Raw genomic sequence first — 20,097 nt, forward strand, 5'->3', positions numbered from 1 at the left:
AAAGATTTACCGTGTAAGCATCCCGAATTCCCGGAACTTTGAGGATCTCAGCCAGTATCCCCTCTGGTAGAGGGTCAACGATTTTAAATTTTAGATTTTAGATTTTAGATTGGCCCAGGGGAACTGGAGACTGGGAACTGGGGAGTGAGGAATGAGGATTGGCTAATAGAAAAATTCCCGCTTTCAGGCCAATTACCAACGATCGATTACCCATTACCAATTATCAGTCCTGGCATCCAAAATCTAAACTCCTAAATCCGTCAAAGATTTACCGTGTAAGCATCCCGAATTCCCGGAACTTTGAGGATCTCAGCCAGTATCCCCTCTGGTAGAGGGTCATCAAGGCTCAAAACCATCACCGCATCGCCTCGCACGATTTTACGGCCTACCTGCATACTGGCAATATTGACATTAAAACTGCCCAATTGGGAACCAATTTTGCCAATAATCCCCGGCATATCGCGGTGCAAGGTAAACAGCATATGGTGAGTGGGGGAAACGTTGACCGGGAAATCGTCAACACTGGTAATCCGAATTTCGCTTTCGCCGAGCACTGCACCTGTCACGGTGTGTTCGCCGAGGGTTCCCTTAGCCGAGAGGTGTAGGGAGCCGGTGTAGTCGCGAATTGAGGCGTCTCTGGTTTCGACGACGCGAATTCCGCGTTCTTTTGCTTCAATGCTGGCGTTGACGTAGTTAACGCGCTCTCGCAGGGCTTGGGAGAGCAGGCCTTTGAGGGCGGCAACGACTACGGGCTGGCTTTGGTTGCTGGCCAATTCGCCTTGGAGTTGGACGTTGAGGTAATCGACTCGGCCTCCGGCTAGCTGGCTGACGAGGTTGCCCAGGGTTTCGGCGAGTTGCAGGTAGGGTTTGAGTTTTTCGATCGAGTCTGGGTAAATTCCTGGTATGTTGACAGCCGATCGCGCGGGCAGCCCCAACAGTACATCGCGGATTTGTTCAGCCACGTCGATCGCCACATTCACCTGAGCTTCCGCTGTGGATGCTCCCAAGTGGGGTGTCAGCACGATGTTCTGGCCGACACTCCGCAGTGGGGAATCAGCTTCCAGCGGTTCGTGTTCGTAAACGTCCAAAGCTGCGCCGGCGATCTGACCTGATTTGATGGCTTCTGCGAGGGCTGCTTCGTCGATTATGCCGCCTCTGGCGCAGTTTATGATGCGGGCCGTGGGCTTCATTTTCGACAGCACTTCAGCGTTAATTAAGTGCAGGGTTTCCGGCGTTTTGGGGATGTGCAGGGTGATGTAGTCGGATTCGCGCATCAGCAGTTCGAGTTCTACTAAGCGGCAGCCCAACTGATCGGCTCTTTCGGTGGAAATGAAGGGGTCATAGGCCAGCAGTTTCATGCCCATTGCTTTGGCTGCGGCGGCGAGGTGGGAGCCGATTTTGCCCAAACCGACGATGCCGAGGGTTTTTTTGTAAACTTCTACGCCCAGAAAGCGGTTGCGTTCCCATTTACCCCCTTTGACGGATTCGTTAGCTTCCGGGATGTGGCGAGACATCGAGAGCATCATGGCGAGGGCGTGTTCGGCGGCGGCGATCGTGTTGCCTTCGGGGGAATTGACGACTACAATTCCTTTGCGGGTAGCGGCGGGTACATCGACATTATCTACGCCGACGCCGGCTCGGCCGATAATTTTAAGTGAATTCCCGGCTTCTATGATTTCTTTGGTAACTTGGGTGCCAGAACGGATCATTAAAGCGTCGTAATCTGGAATAATTTTTACCAGTTGTTCGGCTGAGAGTCCTGTGTTTACGTCAACTTGCGCGACTTGGGAGAGGATGTCAATTCCGGCTTGGTCGATCGGATCGGATACTAGAACTTTAGGCATAGCAAGCAATTGAGTGCAATAGTAAAAATAGACCGAGCGTTGGCGAGCTCAAAGTTGAGACTTACACTTAGAGCAGTATCTAACAGCTCAGCTCAAGCTTGCCTTTGTGCAGTTTGAATTGTATCTGTATTCGGTCAAGGTCGGCCGTTTTTTGCATGAAATATTTTAGCTTTGCGGGCGATCGGACTCTCTGACCGTCTGAAAATCCCCCAAGTGCTTAGCTAGTATGTCTTTTCGGTCTATAATAGACTTTGGCTATTTCAGCCTAACTATCAGGAATTATTGTCAATGAATTATCTTATCGCCGTACTGCCCGATCGAATGCAAGCCGAAGCTGCCTACTGTGCTCTGGAAAAAGAAGGCTTGCCTATGAAGCAAGTGAGTATTTTGGGCCGCGGCTACAAAACTGCTGATGAATTTGGCTTGATCGACCCGAACCAGCAAGCGAAGAAACAAGCTAAACTCATGGCTATTTGGCTGATTCCCTTTGGCTTTATTGCTGGGGTTACTTTCAGCTTGATTACTGAGTTGAAAACTTTTGCCTGGGCGGGGGAAATTGGCGATCACGCGATCGGTGGAGTGCTAGGTGCGATCGCCGCTGCGATGGGCAGTGTGTTTGTTGGAGGCGCGGGCGGTATGGCTTTTGGTAGTGGCGATGCTTTGCCCTACCGCAACCGTTTGAATGCCGGTAAATTTTTGATTGCGGTTAAGGGTACTGATGATTTGACTGGGAAAGCTGCGAAGATTTTGCAGCAGTTTAAACCGGAAAATATCCAAGGTTATACAGAGACTTAGTTATTGGTTGACTGTCAACTGTTGACGGTTAACTGTTGACGGTTAACTGTTGACATTTTACTCGTGTAATATTTGGAGGCAGTTATGGAATCACAAACTATCCCCCTAGATTCTCCCCTAGAATTAACGCTCGAATTAACAGACGAGCAGTTTTTTCAGTTGTGTATTGACAACCGGGATTTGAGATTTGAGCGTTAATTCTAGGGGAGGATTGATTATTAGAGACTGTTGGCGAATCAATAAAGGGCTTCACCCCTCACCCCTAAAAATAGTGGTTCTAGACTAAATGTCAAATTGACCATATAGCCATTAACTACCAATAGTGAACGGAAATACTGCCTCCCAGAGGTGATGGGTAACACCCCCTGCGAATTCGCCAACAGTCTCTTTCAACCGCCGTCTTATCTTTTCCCGCTAATTGATGGTATGACCTATGAAAATCCTCCACGGCACTTGGATTCCTCAAGCAGAAGAGAATTTTATTCAACCTGGAACGTTTTATATTTGGGTTGAAACCACTGAAAAGAAAAAACAGCCTGCTAAGGTTCATCCCCGACAATTGGAGACGGCACAGTTAAGAGAGTTTCTAACGAAAGAAGCCGGGATGCAACTGCCACCAGTCAGCAATACAAGTGCGATGGGGCGAGAATACGCGATCGTCCCTCGGTATTTTTTACTCCCCACTGCCGATAACCAGCCGTTACCATCTTTAGAGTTAGCGCGATATTTAGAGACAGAATTACCCGAAACATTTGAGTTGGAGTATTGGGAAGTTGATTGTGTGTGCATCGCCACCCACACTTTGACTAAAGTATTGAACGATCTGCATTTTTTTGCCCTCTACGATTTAGCAGAAGTTCAGTTTGGTTCAGACTTGCTATTTTGGTATCACTACACCCAAAATTTTAAGCAAATTGTTCTGAAAGATCATTATATTCCGGCGTTGCGCTATCGAGAAACTGCTCCGATCGCGATCGCACCCATCGAAACATCCGAACCCGCTGAGAAAGCCACGCGCGGGCGTAAGAAAGCGGGCGAGACAAAAACCAAAACAACTGCAAAAACTCCAAAAACACCTGCCAAAATTGCACCCAGCTTTGAGATTTATCCGGGATGGGAAATTGTTTCAACACAGTACGAAACTGATTTACAACGCTATGTTGAATGGATGCCTTTAGTTTGTGTGTCCGGTTTTCGGAAGATCCAGCTACAAGATACACCAAAGTTCTACGATCGCGAACGGTTGCTGCGGCATTTTTCCGAGTGTGCGATCGCGGAAATTGTCACTCAAACCCCCATCCCAGCATCGTTTGAAAATAAGATTGCGGATTCTTTACTCCAAATCTGCCTCAACCAAACACGAAAAATCGCGCGAGTAAGCCTCGATCAATACCGGCAATGGCAAACCTGGCGCGATCGCATTACGCGCAATCAATCTGCTGACTCATTCTCCCTCTGCTTTCAACTACAATCCCCCGAAAACCCCGAACAGCCTTGGGTTTTAGAGTTTCAGGCGGCTGCGAAAAAAGACCCATCTTTGCGGATGCCGTTGCAGGATTATTGGCGATCGCGATCGACTCAACAAAAACAGTTGCAAACACAATTTGGAGACAACTTTGAGCAACATTTGCTGACAAATCTCGGCTACGCTGCCCGCATTTATCCCCAACTTTGGCAAGGGCTAGAAACCGACAAACCAGTTAACATTACCCTCAGCTTAGATGATGCTTTCACCTTTCTGAGCGAGTCCGCTTGGGTATTAGAAGATGCCGGATACAAAGTGATTGTCCCCGCTTGGTGGACGCCGAAGGGACGACAGCGGGCGAAGATTCGCCTGCAAGTCAAAGGGAAGGGCAGCAAGAGTGCTGCAATCAAGGGCAAGGGATTGTTTTCGGCGGATTCCTTGGTGGAATATCAGTATGAATTGGCGATCGGGGGTGAACGGGTTAGCGAACAAGAATGGCAGGCGTTAGTAAATAGCAAAACACCGCTGGTGCAGTTCCGAGGACAATGGATGGAACTGGACAAAGACAAGATGCAGGAGATGCTAAGTTTTTGGCAAAAACATCGCGAAGAAAACCCCGATTTAAGCCTGATTGACTTTATGAAGTTGACGGCAGAAGGAGAAGCGAGCGAACAGTTGGAGGTTGAGCGCGATCGGGCTTTATCGGATATGTTGGAGAAGCTGCACGATAAGAGTCGGTTAGAGTTAATTGCAGATCCGGCAAAGTTTCAGGGCAAGTTACGGGATTATCAAAAGCGCGGCGTTTCTTGGTTGAGTTATTTGGAAAGTTTGGGATTAAATGGCTGTCTTGCCGATGATATGGGTTTGGGTAAATCGGCGCAGGTAATTGCTCGATTATTGCAAGAGCGGGAAGTTTTATCTAGTACAAAAGAGACAGAAAAAAATACAGAAAATGCGGTTCTACCCACGCTGCTAATTGCGCCCACATCCGTAGTTGGTAACTGGCAAAAGGAAATGGAAAAGTTTGCTCCAGAATTGCGATCGCTGATTCACCACGGCCCTCAACGTTTGCAAGATGCCAAAGCATTTAAAGCCGCCGTCCAAGGTTGCGATATGTTGATTACTTCCTTTACCTTGGTGCGAAAAGATGAGAAGCTGTTGAGCAGCGTAGCGTGGCATCGCGTGGTAATTGATGAAGCCCAGAATATTAAAAATCCCAAAGCGGCGCAAACCAAGGCGATTTTAAAGTTACCCGCTACCCATCGACTAGCATTGACTGGAACACCTGTAGAAAATCGATTGCTGGATTTATGGTCGATTTTTAATTTCCTCAATCCCGGATATTTGGGAAAAGAGGCGCAGTTTCGGAAGTTGTTTGAATTACCGATTCAAAAACATGGGAGTCGCACGCAATCTGCAGCGCTCAAAAAATTAGTAGAACCTTTTATCCTGCGCCGTCTGAAAACCGATAAGTCGATTATTCAGGATCTCCCCGACAAAGTTGAGCAAAAGCTCTACTGCAATCTCACCCGCGAGCAAGCTTCGCTTTATGAAGCGATTGTCAAAGAGGTAGAACAAGAAATTGACGCGGCGGAAGGAATGAAGCGCAAGGGGATGATTTTGGCGACACTGCTGAAGCTGAAGCAAATTTGTAACCATCCGCGCCAGTTTTTGCAGGATGAAAGTGAGTTTACACCAGAGCGATCGCACAAACTAGAACGGCTGATCGAGATGATTGAGGAAGTTAAAGCAGAAGGCGAAAGTTTATTGGTATTTACGCAGTTTACAGAACTGGGAAGCGCGTTGGAAAAATATATTAAACAAACGCTACATTACAACACTTACTACATCCACGGGGGAACCAGTCGCGAAAAACGGGAACGGATGATTTCAGAGTTTCAAGATCCAGAGTCTGAACCTTCGGTATTTATTCTGTCACTGAAGGCGGGCGGCGTGGGAATTACGCTGACAAAAGCCAATCACGTGTTCCATTTCGATCGCTGGTGGAATCCGGCAGTGGAAGATCAGGCGACGGATCGGGCGTTTCGGATCGGACAGGAAAAAAATGTGTTTGTGCATAAGTTTGTGGCTATTGGCACTTTGGAGGAAAAGATTGACCAAATGATTGAGGACAAAAAGAAATTGGCAGGGTCAATTATTGGTGCTGATGAATCGTGGTTGACTGAGTTGGATAATGAGGCATTTAAGAAATTAATTAGGCTCAATAAAAATGCGGTTCTAGATTAGGAGAAACCAAAAAATATGTCACAATTTACTCGGAATTGGTGGGGTAATAAATTTATCGATGCGTTAGAAAGATTTACAGATTCTGGGCGACTTGGGCGGGGACGTGCCTATGCACGAAACGGCAAGGTAAAAAGCTTTGGCATGAATGATGGGTTAGTGATGGCACAGGTGAGAGGCTCGGTTAATCCTTATTTTGGGGTTTATAAGGAGCCTCTGTACACAACTCAAATTGAGTTTGAGCCAATTAGTCAGGAAAAGTGGCAAATGGCGATCGCCCAAATGGCATCAAAAGCCAGCTTCATTTCTCGGCTGCTGCTCAACGAAATGCCCGACAATATTGAAAAGGCTTTCTCACCCCTCGGATTGCACCTTTTACCCAGCAGCCGCGAGGACTTTAAGACTACTTGCTCTTGCCCAGACTATAGCAATCCCTGCAAACATATTGCCGGAGTTTATTATTTGGTGGCGGCCGAATTGGACAAAGATCCATTTTTACTGTTTGAATTACGGGGGCTTTCTAAGGAAGTGCTGCACCGCGAATTAGCAAAAACGCCTTTGGGCTTGGCGCTGGCTGCGGAGTTGACGGCGGATGCAGCGGCCCCTGTGGCGGTGGATTCCTATTACACGCGGGCGATCGCCAGTGAGGCGCCAACGGTCAGCCTGAAAGAGTTTTGGCATGGTGCGAAGCGACTACCGCAGACGATTGAGGTGGCAGCGCAAAGTGGGGTAAGCGCGATCGTGGTGAAGAAACAGGGAGATTTTCCACAGTTTTGGCACAAGGATGGTTCGTTTATTGAGGCGATGGAAGAACTGTATTTGCGGGTGAAGAAGAATAAGTAGTTGGGTGGACAATTTTGCTGCCATACTCGATCGAGCTCTTGCAAAAACTTTAACTGGAAGACTTCATAGGTTTGGTACAATAATCGTGCTCATCATATCAGCTTTACCAGCAACTAAAATCATAGGATCGTTATTTGATGATTTTAGACTATAATTAAATTAGTGCGACTGTTAAAAAAGTAGACTTTTTAGTTACAGCAAACTTTGGCAATTTCAAATTAGAATCTAAAATTGACTGATGTTACAAAGAGAAGAACTGTTAAAAGGCATCGAAAACCGCGAATGTGTCGCGCGGGCGATCGACCAAGCGGAACAAGCAATTAAAACTTGGGAAGTTACTCTGACTGATTTTCTGTCGCCTCCAGAATTGGCGGACACTCTGACGGTATTTAAGCGCTTAACAGATGTGGAATTAGTGGCTTGGGGCGGCTACCCGCAAGCTGAAAGACAAAGAATTGCGATCGCGCGATCGGATATCCCGATCGACTCTGCTAGCGTTAACGTTGCTGCGGTGGAGATTGCTGGCAATTTCTTGTTCGATACAGCTTCTCACCGCGACTTTTTGGGGGCGATGTTGGGTACAGGAATTGTCCGCGAGAAAACTGGTGATGTGATTGTTTTGGGAGAACGCGGCGCGCAAGCGATTGTCATGCCGGAGATGGTAGAGTATTTGGAGATGAGTTTGCAGCAAGTGCGATCGGTTCCCGTGCAAACGCGGCGCATTGAGTTGAGCGAACTCAAAATTAGAGAACCTAAAAAGAAAGAAATGACAACCGTTGAAGCATCCATGAGATTGGATGCTGTCGCCTCGGCTGGATTCGCAATGTCTCGCAGCAAAATGGCCGATTTGATTGGCAGCGGCGATGTGCGAGTTAACTGGAAAGACGTTACTCAAGCTAGTTATAATGTCAAGTCTGGAGATTTAATTGCTGTTACGGGCAAGGGAAGATTGGAAATTGGGGAAGTTGCTGTTACTAAGAAGGAACGCTATCGAGTCCAGTTAACTCGATATTTGTAATTTATAGCCCAGAAACCGGGTTTTTTTCGAGAATATGGATACACCGCGTAAAAATTGCGAAAAACCCGGTTTCTTTGGTTTCTGTGGTAGTCCTGGACGCTTGTAAAATTGGGGAAGGTTCATTTGTTTGTGGGTGCGATGGTTTGTCCACGGGCTCGTTTGTTTGTCCGCGATTCCGCGATTCCGCCAGGGGTTGAAACCCCTGTCTCATAGAAGACAGTCGGTTGAAACCGACTGAAGAATGGTGACAAATACTCGATTATTGTGACAAATACGCGATAGTTTATTTAATTTGCTTTTCAGTCCTCTTTTAGAGGACTTTCGCTATGAGACGGGGGTTTCAACCCCCGGCGGACTTGTGGGGTAGCGTGGAGGATTTTGGTGGCGGGGATTTTGGTGGCCCGAATGTGCGATCGACCTTTTGGTAAAATTTGCGTTAGGGGCGATCGACCTTTTGGTAAAATTTGGGTTAGGGGCGATCGAATGTTTGTCGTTGGGTGGGGGCGGGTTTATCTAGATTGTTGCTGGGAATTGGGGATGGTTGGTAAAACCCGCCCCTACAGAATTATCGGGATGTTTGATTGTTTTGGGAAAATTTGGGTTAGGGGCGATCGAATGTTTGTCCTTGGGTGCCGGCGGGTTTATTTATATTGTCAACGATCGCGATTATTCGTCTTTCGCCCGAAACACCTTTTCTACCGACTTCACCAACAGTTCTCGCGGCATCAATCGAGGCATATTGGCGATGATTTGATTGGGAATTCCCCCTGTCACGACATTAGACTCATTTTTGTCTAAAGCTTTCAAAGCATCTCGCACTACTTCCGCTGCGGGAACGAGTTTTTGCCAGCTGCTGGATGCCATTGATTGAGGGAATTCAGCTACTGCGAAAAAGTTCGATTCTGTCGGCCCTGGACAAAGGCATAAAACGCGAATTCCTAAATCTTTGTTTTCCGCCCAAAGTGCCTCGCTGAAACTCAAAACAAAGGCTTTAGTCGCTGCATACATCGACAAGTACGGCATCGGTTGAAAAGCTGCAATGGAGGCAACATTGATGATACTTCCCGATTTTCTTTCGCGCATTCCCTGCAAAAATAAGTGCGAGAGTTCAACTAATGCTACAATATTTAGTTGCACCATTGTTAGTTGTTTCGCAAGCGGGCGATCGGCAAAAGCACCGTAATCGCCAAAACCCGCATTGTTCACCAACAAATCAACCGTCCAACCTTTTTTAACAACCGCGTCAAATACAGCATTTGTGGCTCCTGGTGCGGTCAAATCTTGAACGATAATTTCGACCAAAATATTGAATTCCTGTTGCAGTTGAGCAGCTAGCTGTCGCAATTTGTCTTCGGAACGAGCTACCAAGATTAGATTGTGCTGGCGTTTGGCTAATTCGGCGGCAAAGGCTGCACCAATTCCGCCAGAAGCACCAGTGATTAAAGAAGTCGGCATGAAATTAATTCGGATATTTGATGTGGGGTTTATATATTTTAACAATTATTTGGACGGGGAAACTGTAAAATAATTAAAAGGGAATAGGTGAGTTTTATGGCGCGTCTTACCGATCGAGCTTTTGAAATTTTGCGGGCAGAAGTTGACAAGTGCGCGGCGGCTGATAGTCTAGCGGGTGATGTCTACCGACGGATGGTAATCAAGCGGTTGGAGAAGTTGCGATCGCAAAACGGCACTTTCGCCTCAATAGAAGAAATCCGCGATACCTTCAAAGACGAATTTCCCAACTTCAGCGAACAAGCTCTTAAAGCAGCCGTCAAAGCCAACCGCCCGCCCGGATTGTTCGGTAAAATCATCTTTGCTGGGAGTTTGCTGGGAAGTGCAGCGGGGATAATTTGGTTGATTAACCTGCCTTTCCCGATGATTCGCTGGCCCGTGGCGAAAACAATGCCGATATTATTGCTGCCGAGTTTTATCAGTATGGATCATAATTACCGGCAGGCGATCGCCCTTGTGGAACAATCCGATCAACTGGTGAATAAAGCCACTGCTGTCGCTGATTTTGACTTGGGCGAAATAAAAGCAAAAGAAGCTCAAAAACACCTCGACGCCTTGCCGGTGTGGTTCCTCGGCTATTACCCAAAGAGGTACTGCTCTTTTTTTAGCTGCAGTTGGCGGTTTACACTCGATGAATTTCAAGCTGCCCGCAAAAATGTCGGGCGGATGGAAGCTCAGATTTTCCAGCAAAAAAATGCTTTTACTCAGTTAAATCAAGTCGAACAAACTCTCAACGCGGCGAAACAGCAGTATCAGCAAGCCAAAACCGCTGCAGACAGACAAAAAGCGACGGTAAATTGGCAAAGTGCGATCGACCAACTCAATCAAATTCCCGCCGAAACCCTCGCGGGAGAAACGGCTAAAAAAACACTCAAAGCAGCAGAAAGAGACTTTCAAGCAATGGGTGGCGTCGCCACCGGTTCTGTGCAGGCTGACAACTTAATTGAAGCTGCCAAAGAATTTGCTTTCTCCGCCGCCGTCGCCGCCAAAAACCCGCCCCATCCCGCCGCACAGTGGGAGCAAATAGCACAATTGTGGCAAGAAGCTATTAACAGACTGAAATTGATTTCAGTCGATAACCCTGGGTATCTCGACGCTCAAACCAAACTCGCTCAATATCAAAAAGATTTAGGAACTACCCAGATTAGACTGGAAGCAGAAAAAGATTCTGCAAAAGCTTTGCAAGCAGCTAAAAGCTTGTTTGCCAACTTGCAAAATAATGTGAATTCTCAAAATCCCGATAACTCCCTCAGCCAGTTGCAACAAATTATCAATCAATTAGAATCCGTGAAATCCGGGACAACTGTTTATCCCGAATCCCAAAAATGGCTGCAATCTGCTCGCAAGAAACAGCAAGAATGGCAAAAGAATTAGTCAGTTGACTGTTGACTGTTGACTGTTGACTGTTAACTGTTAAGGGTCGCGAATTAAATAACTTACAATTTTAATTGTTCTTGTGGGATGGGCGTCCCGCCCGTCCATAAAGGGCGGGCAGGACGCCCAACCCTACTCCCCACAAACTTGTGTAAATTATTTAATTCGCGATCCTAATGACTCATATCATGTCCGATCGATTAACCATAATATCTTGGTAGGGGCGGGTTTTTGAGATTGTCAATTATTCGCAGGTATTGTTGGTAAACCCGCCCCTACAAAAATCGCGATCGCTCGACCGGACATGATATCATGACTAATGACTAATGCCAACAACCAACTGCCAACTGCCAACTGCCAACTAACAAATTACCAATTCGGGTCAACATACAGATTAATTGTCACTTGCTTTTTCCCCGAAGGGATGCCGGAAATACAAGCACAAATCGTATCTCCGCCATCAATTTCTACTTCGCAAGCGTGACAAGAACCCATGAGACAGCCGGTAGGAATAGAAACCCCTGCACGTTTAGCTACATCTAGCAAAAGCTCTCCTGGGTCAGCTTCAACTGTCACATTATCTGGTAAAAAACAAACTTTTGTCATTGAATTTGAACCTCAACTCTAACAAACAATAGTTAATAGTCAACTGTCAACTGTCAACTGTCAACTGTTAACTAATTAACCTAAAATATGCTTTATATCTAAATGCTTTTCCACTGTATCTGCTAGAGAGTCTAACAGAGTTTCTCGGTGTTCTCGGTAATTAGGAATACCTGTAGGCAATGCGCGGAGTCCCCGCTGCTGCCGCAAGTGATTTAACCAAGCTCGCCGCCAAGCTCCGTTGTCAAAGATGCCGTGCAGGTATGTACCCCAAATTGATTGAGAAGTATTGACAATGCCTAAACTAGCATCGTCAAATAGCGGTTGAGTCAAATCTGACTCTAGGATTTGCGTTTTTCCTTGATGAATTTCGTAACCGGAAACTGGCAAACCCGGTTGAGGATAGTTAGATGTTACGATTCGTTGGCGGGCAATTTTGTTCGGTGCCATCGCAGTTTTTAAAGGAAGCAATCCTAATCCTGGAAATTCTCCCTTTTCTCCCTCAATGCCTTCTTTATCGGTGATACTTTCTCCCAGCATCTGAAAGCCACCACAAACTCCCATGACTGTACCGCCAGCTACTAAATAATTTTGAATAGCTTTTGCCATACCTGTTTGGCGCAGCACGTGCAAATCGGAAATTGTAGTTTTAGAGCCTGGTAAAATCACGGCGTCTGGATGGCCTAAATGGTCTTTTGGACTGACATATTTGACTGTGACGCTAGTTTCCGACTCTAAGGGGTCAAAGTCGGTAAAATTGGAAATTCGGGGCAGGCGGATGACTGAAATATTTATGTCGGTTTGAGAATTGGGAGAACGTCGATCGAGCAAATCGAGAGAATCTTCTGAGGGAAACACTTCGTCTATCCAAGGAATCACCCCAACTACCGGGATTCCCGTCCTTTCTTCTAGCCAAGTCAGGCCCGGATCTAATATCGATTTTTGTCCTCGGAACTTATTAATAATGAATCCTTTAATTAAAGCTCGTTCGTCTGGATCGAGCAATTCCAAAGTACCGATGATGTGAGCAAAAGCACCGCCGCGATCGATGTCAACTACTAGCAAAGTTCGAGCTTTTAAATATTTAGCTACCCGCATATTTGTTAAATCGCGGTGTTTGAGATTAATCTCAGCAGGGCTACCGGCTCCCTCACACACAATCATGTCAAATTCTTGCTTGAGAAATTCTAAAGAGTCCCGAATAGCTTGCCAGCCGAGATCGAAATACTGCTCGTAATATTGAGCTGCTCGCACATTGGCGATCGCCCTGCCCTTGACAATCAATTGAGAAGTCATGTCTCCTTGTGGCTTGAGCAAAATCGGATTCATTTCTACCCAAGGTGCGACGCCCGCAGCCCAAGCTTGCACTGCTTGAGCGTAACCAATCTCTCCGCCGGCGGCTGTGACATAGGAATTCAGGGCCATATTCTGACCTTTAAACGGAGTTACCCGCCAGCCGCGTCGAGAAAAAATTCGACATAAAGCTGCAACGAGTAAAGATTTCCCTGCGTGAGATGTTGTTCCCACGACCATAATTGCTTTCATAATATTAAAAGAGAAGGAAGAAGGAAGTTCGGCAACGGATTCGCTCGACGGATGTAACGGATGTAACGGATATAACGGATGTCAGGAAGAAGGAAGAAGGAAGAAGTAAAAAGTAAAAAGTAAAAAGTAAAAAGTAATAAGGCAGAAGGCAGAAGGCAGAATCAAAAAAAATTCTGGTTTCTACCTTTTGCTTTTTGGCTCAAGATGATGGCTTATCTTCGCCGGATACATTCTCAGACTTGGATTCAGTAGTCGGTTTAGCAGTTTCGACTAGATTCGGATCGGGGGGATTCGGGCGAATCAATTCCGGTTGTTCTCCCTCAGAATATGGTGTTTTATCTGTAGATTCGATCGAGATCACTGATACTGAAACCGTTTCCACCTGCACGCTCAACCCAGGTTCTCCCGGTATTTCTATCTCTACAGGCGCTGCCATTTCCACCACAGTCATTTCCAGAGATACAGCAGGGGCTTCTGCTTCCGGTACGCCTGCTGCTTCCGGTTCACCCACTGCAGCCAGCGGTGTCTGGGTTTCCAGAGATACAGCAGGGGCTGCTGCTTCCGGTTCACCAACCGCAGCCAGAGGTGTCTGGGTGTCAGCGGACGATCGATCTTCGATCGTCCCGTCCCCTATTTTGTCAGAACTCGCGGTTTCTGTGGCCATCAACGCGGCCATTGCTTCAACATTGGTGGGAAAAGGCACTCCAAGGCTTGTTTCCACAGCAGTGTTGCTGCTTTCGGCTGCCACTTCCGCAGCCGCCGCGGCTAATTCGGATTCGAGAATTTGGTCGATACCCGGTGCAGGAGTTGCCGTTATTTGAGATTCAGGTGCGATCGATTCTGGAGTCACTGAAGGTTTTGGCGTCTGCGGAGTTGCATCAGATTTGTTTTTACCCGCACCCCGTCCCAACATACCGCCGAGACTATTTTTGATGTTGTCAAACAGACTACCGAAACCGCCGGATTTTTTAGCTGGTTTAGGAGGAGTAGGAGGAGTTGGGGCCGCCGTTGGGGCCGCCGCCGCTGCCGCTGCCGCCTGCGACTCTTTAACGGCTGTTCTCCATTCTGTTTCCTCGTCAAAATCATCGACTTCTGGCTGCTGTGGAGGCTCTGGCTGAGCCTCTACTGGCTCCACACTTGGTGCAACGGCTATTTCTGAAATTTCTAGAGGTAGAGGTAGAGGAGTGAAGCTGCTGGCTAATTCTGCTGGGGTGGGTGAAATCTCAGCAGCAGGAGTTTCGACTGAAAAGACGGGTATTTCTGCAATTGCAGGTGGTTTCGAGTCGGGAATTTTTAAGTCAGGGGCGATCGCACTTTCAGCCGTTGCCTCGTCGATCGCACTTTCTGCAATACTTTCAGCTATGGGGGGAATCGCTGGCTGTTCCTCTAGTTTTACCTCGCCCTTATCGAGAGTGGGTGCTGGAACCACATCAGTTTTCGGTTTGGGCGATCGAACAAACTTAGGTTTTTTCGCTGCTGCGGGTTCTTTTTTCTTGGCAAACAAGCCAGCCAACGGCAAGCCTGCTGCAGCCAAATTCGCCGACTGAGGAATCGGCGTTTGCTCAGCAATGGGCGTCACCTGCCGGCGCAAAGTCAGAGTTTCCCAGGCAAACCACCCCAACATCGCCACGCCCGCCATTTGACCAAGCAGGAGAGCACCAGTAATTCGTCCCGCACAAGCCCATAAAATTAACGCATAAAAAAGTCCTACCCCGCTCCAGGTAAAATCACTTTTGCGGTGCACTTCTGGAAAAAAGAAGGCCGCCATGTAAATACTGAAGCTGCCTAGACCGACCGCTAACGCCAGAAAGTATGCAAGCATATTGTCGGTACCTCCGCTGTGTCAAATAACTTCTACGCGCTAATTCTACCTTTGAGAGAGACTCAACGGCTTCTTTCTCTAGGACAATTCTTGATTTGTAGCGAAGTTTTGCAAGGAAGCAGTGTAAGGGATTTAACACGTTCAACGGATGCTGACGCCTCAAGTGCGAGTCAAGATTTCCCACTCTGCCCCACATCTCTAATGCCCATTACCCCCTAGGCCTACACCCCCTATCCCCATCACCCCCTTCTCCGTGGTGATAGATGTCACTTAGACTAGGCCCGTGCGATCGCACCAAGGGACTGAGGATGTTTATATGTTGTAGGTGTAAGAGGAATTATGCCCTAGGGCATATGTATGGGAGAGAGTGCCATGTTAGAAAAATTATTATTAGCGGCCGGCTTAACCTTATCGCTTCACATATTTCCCGGACTGAGCACTTCCGCAAAGTTACCCAAAAATTTAGTATTGCGATCGAGCGATCGTCCGGCTCAAACCCTGCAACTTCCCATCGTTGCAGTACCTGCTGGCCTCAAGCCGAATGTCCAATCCTAATTATACGTGCCAGCTCATACGTGCAAGTGCGATCGGACTTAGGCAGAGCCTTTCTAATATTTTTTTCGAGCTGTTATCACAAAGTAAATAATTTCTTAGAAAATCCTGGTAAATCATTGTAAAACCTGGTACTATATGTTGAGAACAAAAATACCACCTAGCGATGACCAGATATGTCACACCGCGAGAAGCTTGCAAAATCCTGCAAGTCTCAGACAAAACCCTTAGAAACTGGGAACTTGCCGGCAAAATATCAGCAATCAGAACTCCGTCCAACCAACGACGCTACGATATCGACAGCGTTCTCGGAGGCGGACATGACCGAATTACAGCCATCTACGCCAGGGTCAGCAGCTATAAACAACGAGAAGACCTCGACAGACAAGTCAGCTACCTCCAAAGTCTCTACCCGCAAGCTAAAGTCTTCAAAGACATCTGAGGTGGACTCAACTTCAAAAGAAAATCGCTGCTTGCCCTTCAGGGACAAGTCATGTCAGGAGATATCTCAGCAGTTGTGGTCGGACACCAAGACAGACTGTGCCGGTTTGGTGGCGACCTTATCAAATGGATCTGCGAGCAAAACAATTGCCAACTCATGGTTCTCAGCAGAAACGAGTTGTCTCCAGAACGAGAAATGTTTGAAGATGTGCTTGCCATCATCCACGTCTTTAGCTGCCGACTCTACGGCTTGCGAAAATACAAATCTGCTATCAAAGAAGATTCGAGTTTACCCGGAAACCAAGCTAGCAGCGAAATGGAGGACTTGGATTGCAGCAAGTAGATGGTGTTACAACCAAGCAATTGCTATCCTTAAGAACGAAAGAATTGGTAAGTATGACTTGAGGAAAAAGATAATGGACTAGGCTCCCGACTGGGTTTCCGAGCAACCTTATAACCCGCGACAAATGGCAGTTTTTCAGGCTTTTGAAGCACACAAGGCAGCTAAAAAGGTAAAAGGAACGGCAAAATTTAGAAGCCGTTTCGACACATCTCAGACTATCCGGTTTCAAACGTCTAATTGGAAGCTCGGTACTTTTTATCCAACTTCTACTAAAGGGCTAACCTTTAAAGCATCGGAACCTATCATCGAAGTAATGCAGCACGAGCCAACACTCAGCTTGATTAACAGACAGTGGTTTATTTGCTATGCGATTGATGAACCGAAAATAAAGCCAATTGATAGCGATTTGGTTATCGCTTTAGATCCTGGTGTTAGAACTTTTATTACTGGTTTTGACGGCAGCGACTTTATCGAGATAGGAAAAAGCGACATCGGCCGCATCTATCGACTAGCAAGACATCTAGACAAATTAATGTCCCGCATTGGGGCAAGCAAAGGAAAGCAATTCAAGCGGTTGAGGTATTGCCTGCGAAAATCAGCAGCCAAAATTAGAATCAAAATCAAAAACCTGGTCAACGAACTGCACAAAAAAGCTGCAAAATATTTGACAAGCAAGTACAAGTTAATTTTTTTGCCAACCTTTGAGACGCAGCAAATGGTCAAGAAAGGTCAACGCAGGTTGGCGACTAAAACTGCTAGAGCAATGGTCACTTTGAGCCATTATCGTTTTAAACAAACGTTGAAGCATCAAGCTGCCAAGCATGGTGGTGTTGTAGTAGACGTGACAGAAGAGTACACATCGAAAACCTGTTCAAAATGTGGACACGTCCATACCAAATTAGGCGGGTCTAAAATATTTAAATGTCCAGAGTGCGGACACACCCTGGACAGGGACAAAAATGGTGCTTTTAACATTTTGTTGAAAGCTTTGAGAGATACCTCCTTGATAGGAGAGCTTGCTGCTTTTTCTATCTTGCCATACACGGTGGTTCCTGGCTTGGTTCGGGATTTACCGGGTTAAATGTATCTGTTCACAACTCATCAGTTTGTAGTCAGGGCTTTAGTCCTCATTCATCTCACCTAATAAGGACTAAAGCCCTTACTACAAACCGTAGGTCAATAATGAGTAGCAGATTGAACATTAATTCCTATAACATACTACTAGACAAATCTCAACATCAGCTTGTCAAGTAAAGACTTTCAAACCTTAAAAAACTTGTGTAATCCTGAGAGTAAAGGATCAAAATAGATATATAATCCCCTGATGGCTCTCCAAGCTAATAAGCACATTGACTATTAAATCAAGGAAAGCGAAAATGGGACTTAGCGATATTCTCTTGAATGAAAACAACAGAGAAACTTTTGTAGATGACTGTGTAAAGTTGATAGACCAACAAGTTGCAGCAGCCTCCGGATTGGGTGGTTTGGCTCTGAAAGCTGCCTACTCTACTGTCAAGGGGATACGGGCTGACTATTGCGCCCAAGTCGTCGATCAACTTCTGCCAGAAATCTCGATCGCACTCGATCCGATGTGGGCTGAAGGGGTAAACAATGGCAACCCAGTAGAATATCTAGCCCAAAGAAAAGGTGAAGTAGCAGACGAATTGCTCCAAATCAGCGACAAAAGGGTCGAGAAAAGCACAAGATCGATGGTTAAAGGCGCCTATGCCAAACTCCGCCCCTCAGCCAAGAATTACGTGGAAAAGGGAGTACCGGATTTAGCCGAAATTATTAATAAACATAGTGCGGCCTGATAAGTGAGCAACGGCTAAAAAACAGAATACCCCGATACCCGGCTTCTTCAAGAAATCGGGTATCTAAAATCAGACTAAGCTGTTTTACATTTAAACTGTGTGTCAAAAATCCATAAAACTATTGTGGGACGGGCTTCTAGCCTGTCCCGAATTTTCCATTTAAATGCGTAACAGCTTAATTCGTAAGTTTGTAGTTAGGAGGGAGAGTCCTAATTTTATGCTTATCCATTGCCAATTACCCATTGATTTGCAGCCAATATTTTCAACATAGCCTGTCCGGTAATTACCAAGCCCAAAAACATTACAAACATCGCACTAATCGTCGGCAGAAATTTGACTGCTGTTATCTGTTTTGGCAGTTTATCAAAATTCCGTTTGGCATAAACTAATATTAATCCGATCGCACTCAGCACTAAAGCCAACCCCAAACTAAACGCTACCACTAACGTCATTCCCAAACCAACATTGCCCAAAGCCGACGCACTCAACAGCATCACCAAAGCGGAAGGACAAGGCAACAAACCGCCGGAAATTCCCAACGCCAATAAGCTTTTCCAAGTAATAGCAGAACCGTCAGCACCCGGCGGCAAATGCGAGTGAATCCGGCCGTCTCCGTGATGGTGGTAGTGGTGAGATATATCGGGTTTTACAGGCTTAAATTCTCGCTCCCAACTTCCTCTAGTCAAAAGATTTACTGGTTCTTCACATTCCGCAGTAAAGACTTTAGTCCTTAGAAACCAGTTTTTATTATTAAAAATTTTACTTTTGATTTTTTTGAGAAATTCAGTCCTCACTACCAACCTAGTCTTGATTTTTGATAAGAGTAAGTTAAACCCGATGAAGGCTACTAATAAACCAGAGATTAAACTCAGCCAAGGATCTAATTTTTCTGGCTCAATTAAGTTAGAAGCAAACAAAGTAATTCCGCCCACAGCAAATACGCCGGCAGTGTGAGTAATTGTAGTCGTCGCTGCTAGAAATAAAGCGTGTAGGGGAGTAGCCCGCGAACCCACTAAATAAGCGCCGACTATGGTTTTTCCGTGTCCCGGCGACATCGCGTGCACGCATCCCCAAGCAAATGCTCCCGCTATTGCTAGCAGCAAACTCCAACCTGAATCCCAGATAGATTCCTTTCCTGCTAACAAAAAGTCGCGGTTTTGTGGCGTAAACACAAAGCTTTTTACAGCACCGGCTTGCACAATCGTAGCTTGACAGCTAGCTGTCGGAACTCCGGGCAAAAACAGATTGTAATTAATCCGCAATTGCTCTGGTTTGGAGATGGAAATTGCATCAGGTAAAGCGGGGGTTTTATCTTGAGAAGGTGCGGGCCAGGTGTAGTGTAAAATTAAGGTGCTGTGGGTATTGGGCTGCTGGATAACACTGGTGCTTTTAGCTGCTATTTCTAGCGGTTTTACTGCTACGGAGCCTTGAATGTTGCTACTGTTTGTGAGGCGGATTTGTTGGCTGAAAAACTTTTCTAGCTGTGTTTGGTGGCTGCGAACTTCAGCAGGTTGTAGCTGGCTGTCTCGATTGTCGTCGGCGAAGTTTGTTAAGCCTGTTGGGAAAGTTAATGTTATTTCGGTTTGCAAATCGTTGACTACTATTTCTGCTACGGATAAGTCTGCCCAGTGCGAGTAAACTGGTCGGGTTGAGGTTGTTACTAAGAAGGAAAGTGTTAGGAAGAATAGGATGAATAATTGGGAAAGTCGGTTCATTTTGTACAGCATAAATTCCTTTTTTTTGTAAGTTTTTTGGTAAGTATTTGTGTGTGTTGTGATTTTTTAGGCGATCGCTCTTTTCGTGAGTCTCACAGTCCGCCGGGGATTGAAATCCCCGTCTCATAGCGAAAGTCGGTTGAAACCGACTGAATAGCTAATCAAAT

General features: G+C 46.4%; 15 protein-coding genes and 2 pseudogenes. 11 read left to right on the forward strand and 6 right to left on the reverse strand.

Translation table 11 applies throughout. The annotated features are described in order from the left end of the window. Positions 1-260 precede the first annotated feature (260 nt). The gene (gene serA / locus QT973_RS05305; protein WP_333057864.1) at positions 261-1,844 is read right to left on the reverse strand and encodes a phosphoglycerate dehydrogenase; all 1,584 of its coding nucleotides are present in this window, start codon (positions 1,842-1,844) and stop codon (positions 261-263) included. A gap of 288 nt (positions 1,845-2,132) precedes the next feature. Here serA and QT973_RS05310 point away from each other — a divergent pair, with 288 nt between their 5' ends. The 5 genes and pseudogenes from QT973_RS05310 to QT973_RS05330 all read left to right on the forward strand — a co-directional run bounded on the left by QT973_RS05310 (position 2,133) and on the right by QT973_RS05330 (position 8,209). Continuing rightward, positions 2,133-2,639, forward strand: a complete 507-nt coding sequence (locus tag QT973_RS05310) for a hypothetical protein (protein ID WP_333057865.1) — start codon at positions 2,133-2,135, stop codon at positions 2,637-2,639. 84 nt (positions 2,640-2,723) lie between these two features. After that, positions 2,724-2,834 (forward strand): annotated as a pseudogene (locus QT973_RS05315) (Uma2 family endonuclease); the annotation flags it as partial. A gap of 238 nt (positions 2,835-3,072) precedes the next feature. Then, positions 3,073-6,351, forward strand: a complete 3,279-nt coding sequence (locus tag QT973_RS05320) for a DEAD/DEAH box helicase (protein WP_333390826.1) — start codon at positions 3,073-3,075, stop codon at positions 6,349-6,351. 15 nt (positions 6,352-6,366) lie between these two features. Further along, positions 6,367-7,191, forward strand: coding sequence for an SWIM zinc finger family protein (locus tag QT973_RS05325; protein WP_333057867.1), 825 nt, complete (start codon positions 6,367-6,369; stop codon positions 7,189-7,191). A gap of 238 nt (positions 7,192-7,429) precedes the next feature. Next, the gene (locus QT973_RS05330) at positions 7,430-8,209 is read left to right on the forward strand and encodes a photosystem II S4 domain protein (protein ID WP_333057868.1); all 780 of its coding nucleotides are present in this window, start codon (positions 7,430-7,432) and stop codon (positions 8,207-8,209) included. A 666-nt stretch (positions 8,210-8,875) separates the two neighbouring features. On the opposite strand, the gene QT973_RS05335 is transcribed toward QT973_RS05330, so the two are convergent. Further along, entirely contained in the window at positions 8,876-9,664 is a 789-nt protein-coding gene (locus QT973_RS05335) for an SDR family oxidoreductase (protein ID WP_333057869.1), read from the reverse strand. 96 nt (positions 9,665-9,760) lie between these two features. Here QT973_RS05335 and QT973_RS05340 point away from each other — a divergent pair, with 96 nt between their 5' ends. Then, positions 9,761-11,095: a hypothetical protein gene (locus QT973_RS05340; RefSeq protein WP_333211014.1), complete on the forward strand. Its 1,335-nt coding sequence runs from the start codon at positions 9,761-9,763 to the stop codon at positions 11,093-11,095. A gap of 369 nt (positions 11,096-11,464) precedes the next feature. Here QT973_RS05340 and QT973_RS05345 read toward each other — a convergent pair whose 3' ends face one another. The 3 genes from QT973_RS05345 to QT973_RS05355 form a co-directional block, all read right to left on the reverse strand. Further along, positions 11,465-11,701 carry a 2Fe-2S iron-sulfur cluster binding domain-containing protein gene (locus tag QT973_RS05345; protein ID WP_333057871.1) on the reverse strand — a complete coding sequence of 79 codons (237 nt, stop codon included), beginning with the start codon at positions 11,699-11,701 and terminating at the stop codon, positions 11,465-11,467. Between the two features lie 75 nt (positions 11,702-11,776). After that, on the reverse strand, positions 11,777-13,243 hold the full coding sequence (gene cobQ, locus QT973_RS05350) for a cobyric acid synthase CobQ (RefSeq protein ID WP_333057872.1): 1,467 nt from the start codon (positions 13,241-13,243) through the stop codon (positions 11,777-11,779). A gap of 199 nt (positions 13,244-13,442) precedes the next feature. After that, positions 13,443-15,065, reverse strand: coding sequence for a Ycf66 family protein (locus QT973_RS05355; RefSeq protein WP_333337561.1), 1,623 nt, complete (start codon positions 15,063-15,065; stop codon positions 13,443-13,445). Positions 15,066-15,437: 372 nt separating this feature from the next. On the opposite strand from QT973_RS05355, the gene QT973_RS05360 reads away from it, so the two are divergent. From QT973_RS05360 to QT973_RS05380, 5 genes and pseudogenes are all read left to right on the forward strand, one after another. Further along, entirely contained in the window at positions 15,438-15,620 is a 183-nt protein-coding gene (locus QT973_RS05360; protein WP_333057874.1) for a hypothetical protein, read from the forward strand. A gap of 163 nt (positions 15,621-15,783) precedes the next feature. After that, positions 15,784-16,401: pseudogene (locus QT973_RS05365) on the forward strand (IS607 family transposase). After that, positions 16,340-16,483, forward strand: a complete 144-nt coding sequence (locus QT973_RS05370) for a helix-turn-helix domain-containing protein (RefSeq protein WP_333337721.1) — start codon at positions 16,340-16,342, stop codon at positions 16,481-16,483. The pseudogene QT973_RS05365 and the gene QT973_RS05370 overlap by 62 nt, the downstream one beginning before the upstream one ends. A gap of 42 nt (positions 16,484-16,525) precedes the next feature. Then, the gene (locus QT973_RS05375; protein ID WP_333390830.1) at positions 16,526-17,482 is read left to right on the forward strand and encodes a transposase; all 957 of its coding nucleotides are present in this window, start codon (positions 16,526-16,528) and stop codon (positions 17,480-17,482) included. Between the two features lie 295 nt (positions 17,483-17,777). Further along, positions 17,778-18,215 (forward strand): DUF6918 family protein, encoded by a 438-nt coding sequence (locus QT973_RS05380; RefSeq protein WP_333057875.1) that lies wholly within the window; start codon positions 17,778-17,780, stop codon positions 18,213-18,215. A 221-nt stretch (positions 18,216-18,436) separates the two neighbouring features. On the opposite strand, the gene QT973_RS05385 is transcribed toward QT973_RS05380, so the two are convergent. After that, the gene (locus QT973_RS05385; RefSeq protein ID WP_333211011.1) at positions 18,437-19,942 is read right to left on the reverse strand and encodes a HoxN/HupN/NixA family nickel/cobalt transporter; all 1,506 of its coding nucleotides are present in this window, start codon (positions 19,940-19,942) and stop codon (positions 18,437-18,439) included. Between the last annotated feature and the right edge of the window lie 155 nt (positions 19,943-20,097).

It is taken from the genome of Microcoleus sp. Z1_A1, assembly GCF_036700305.1.
GTDB lineage: Bacteria > Cyanobacteriota > Cyanobacteriia > Cyanobacteriales > Microcoleaceae > Microcoleus.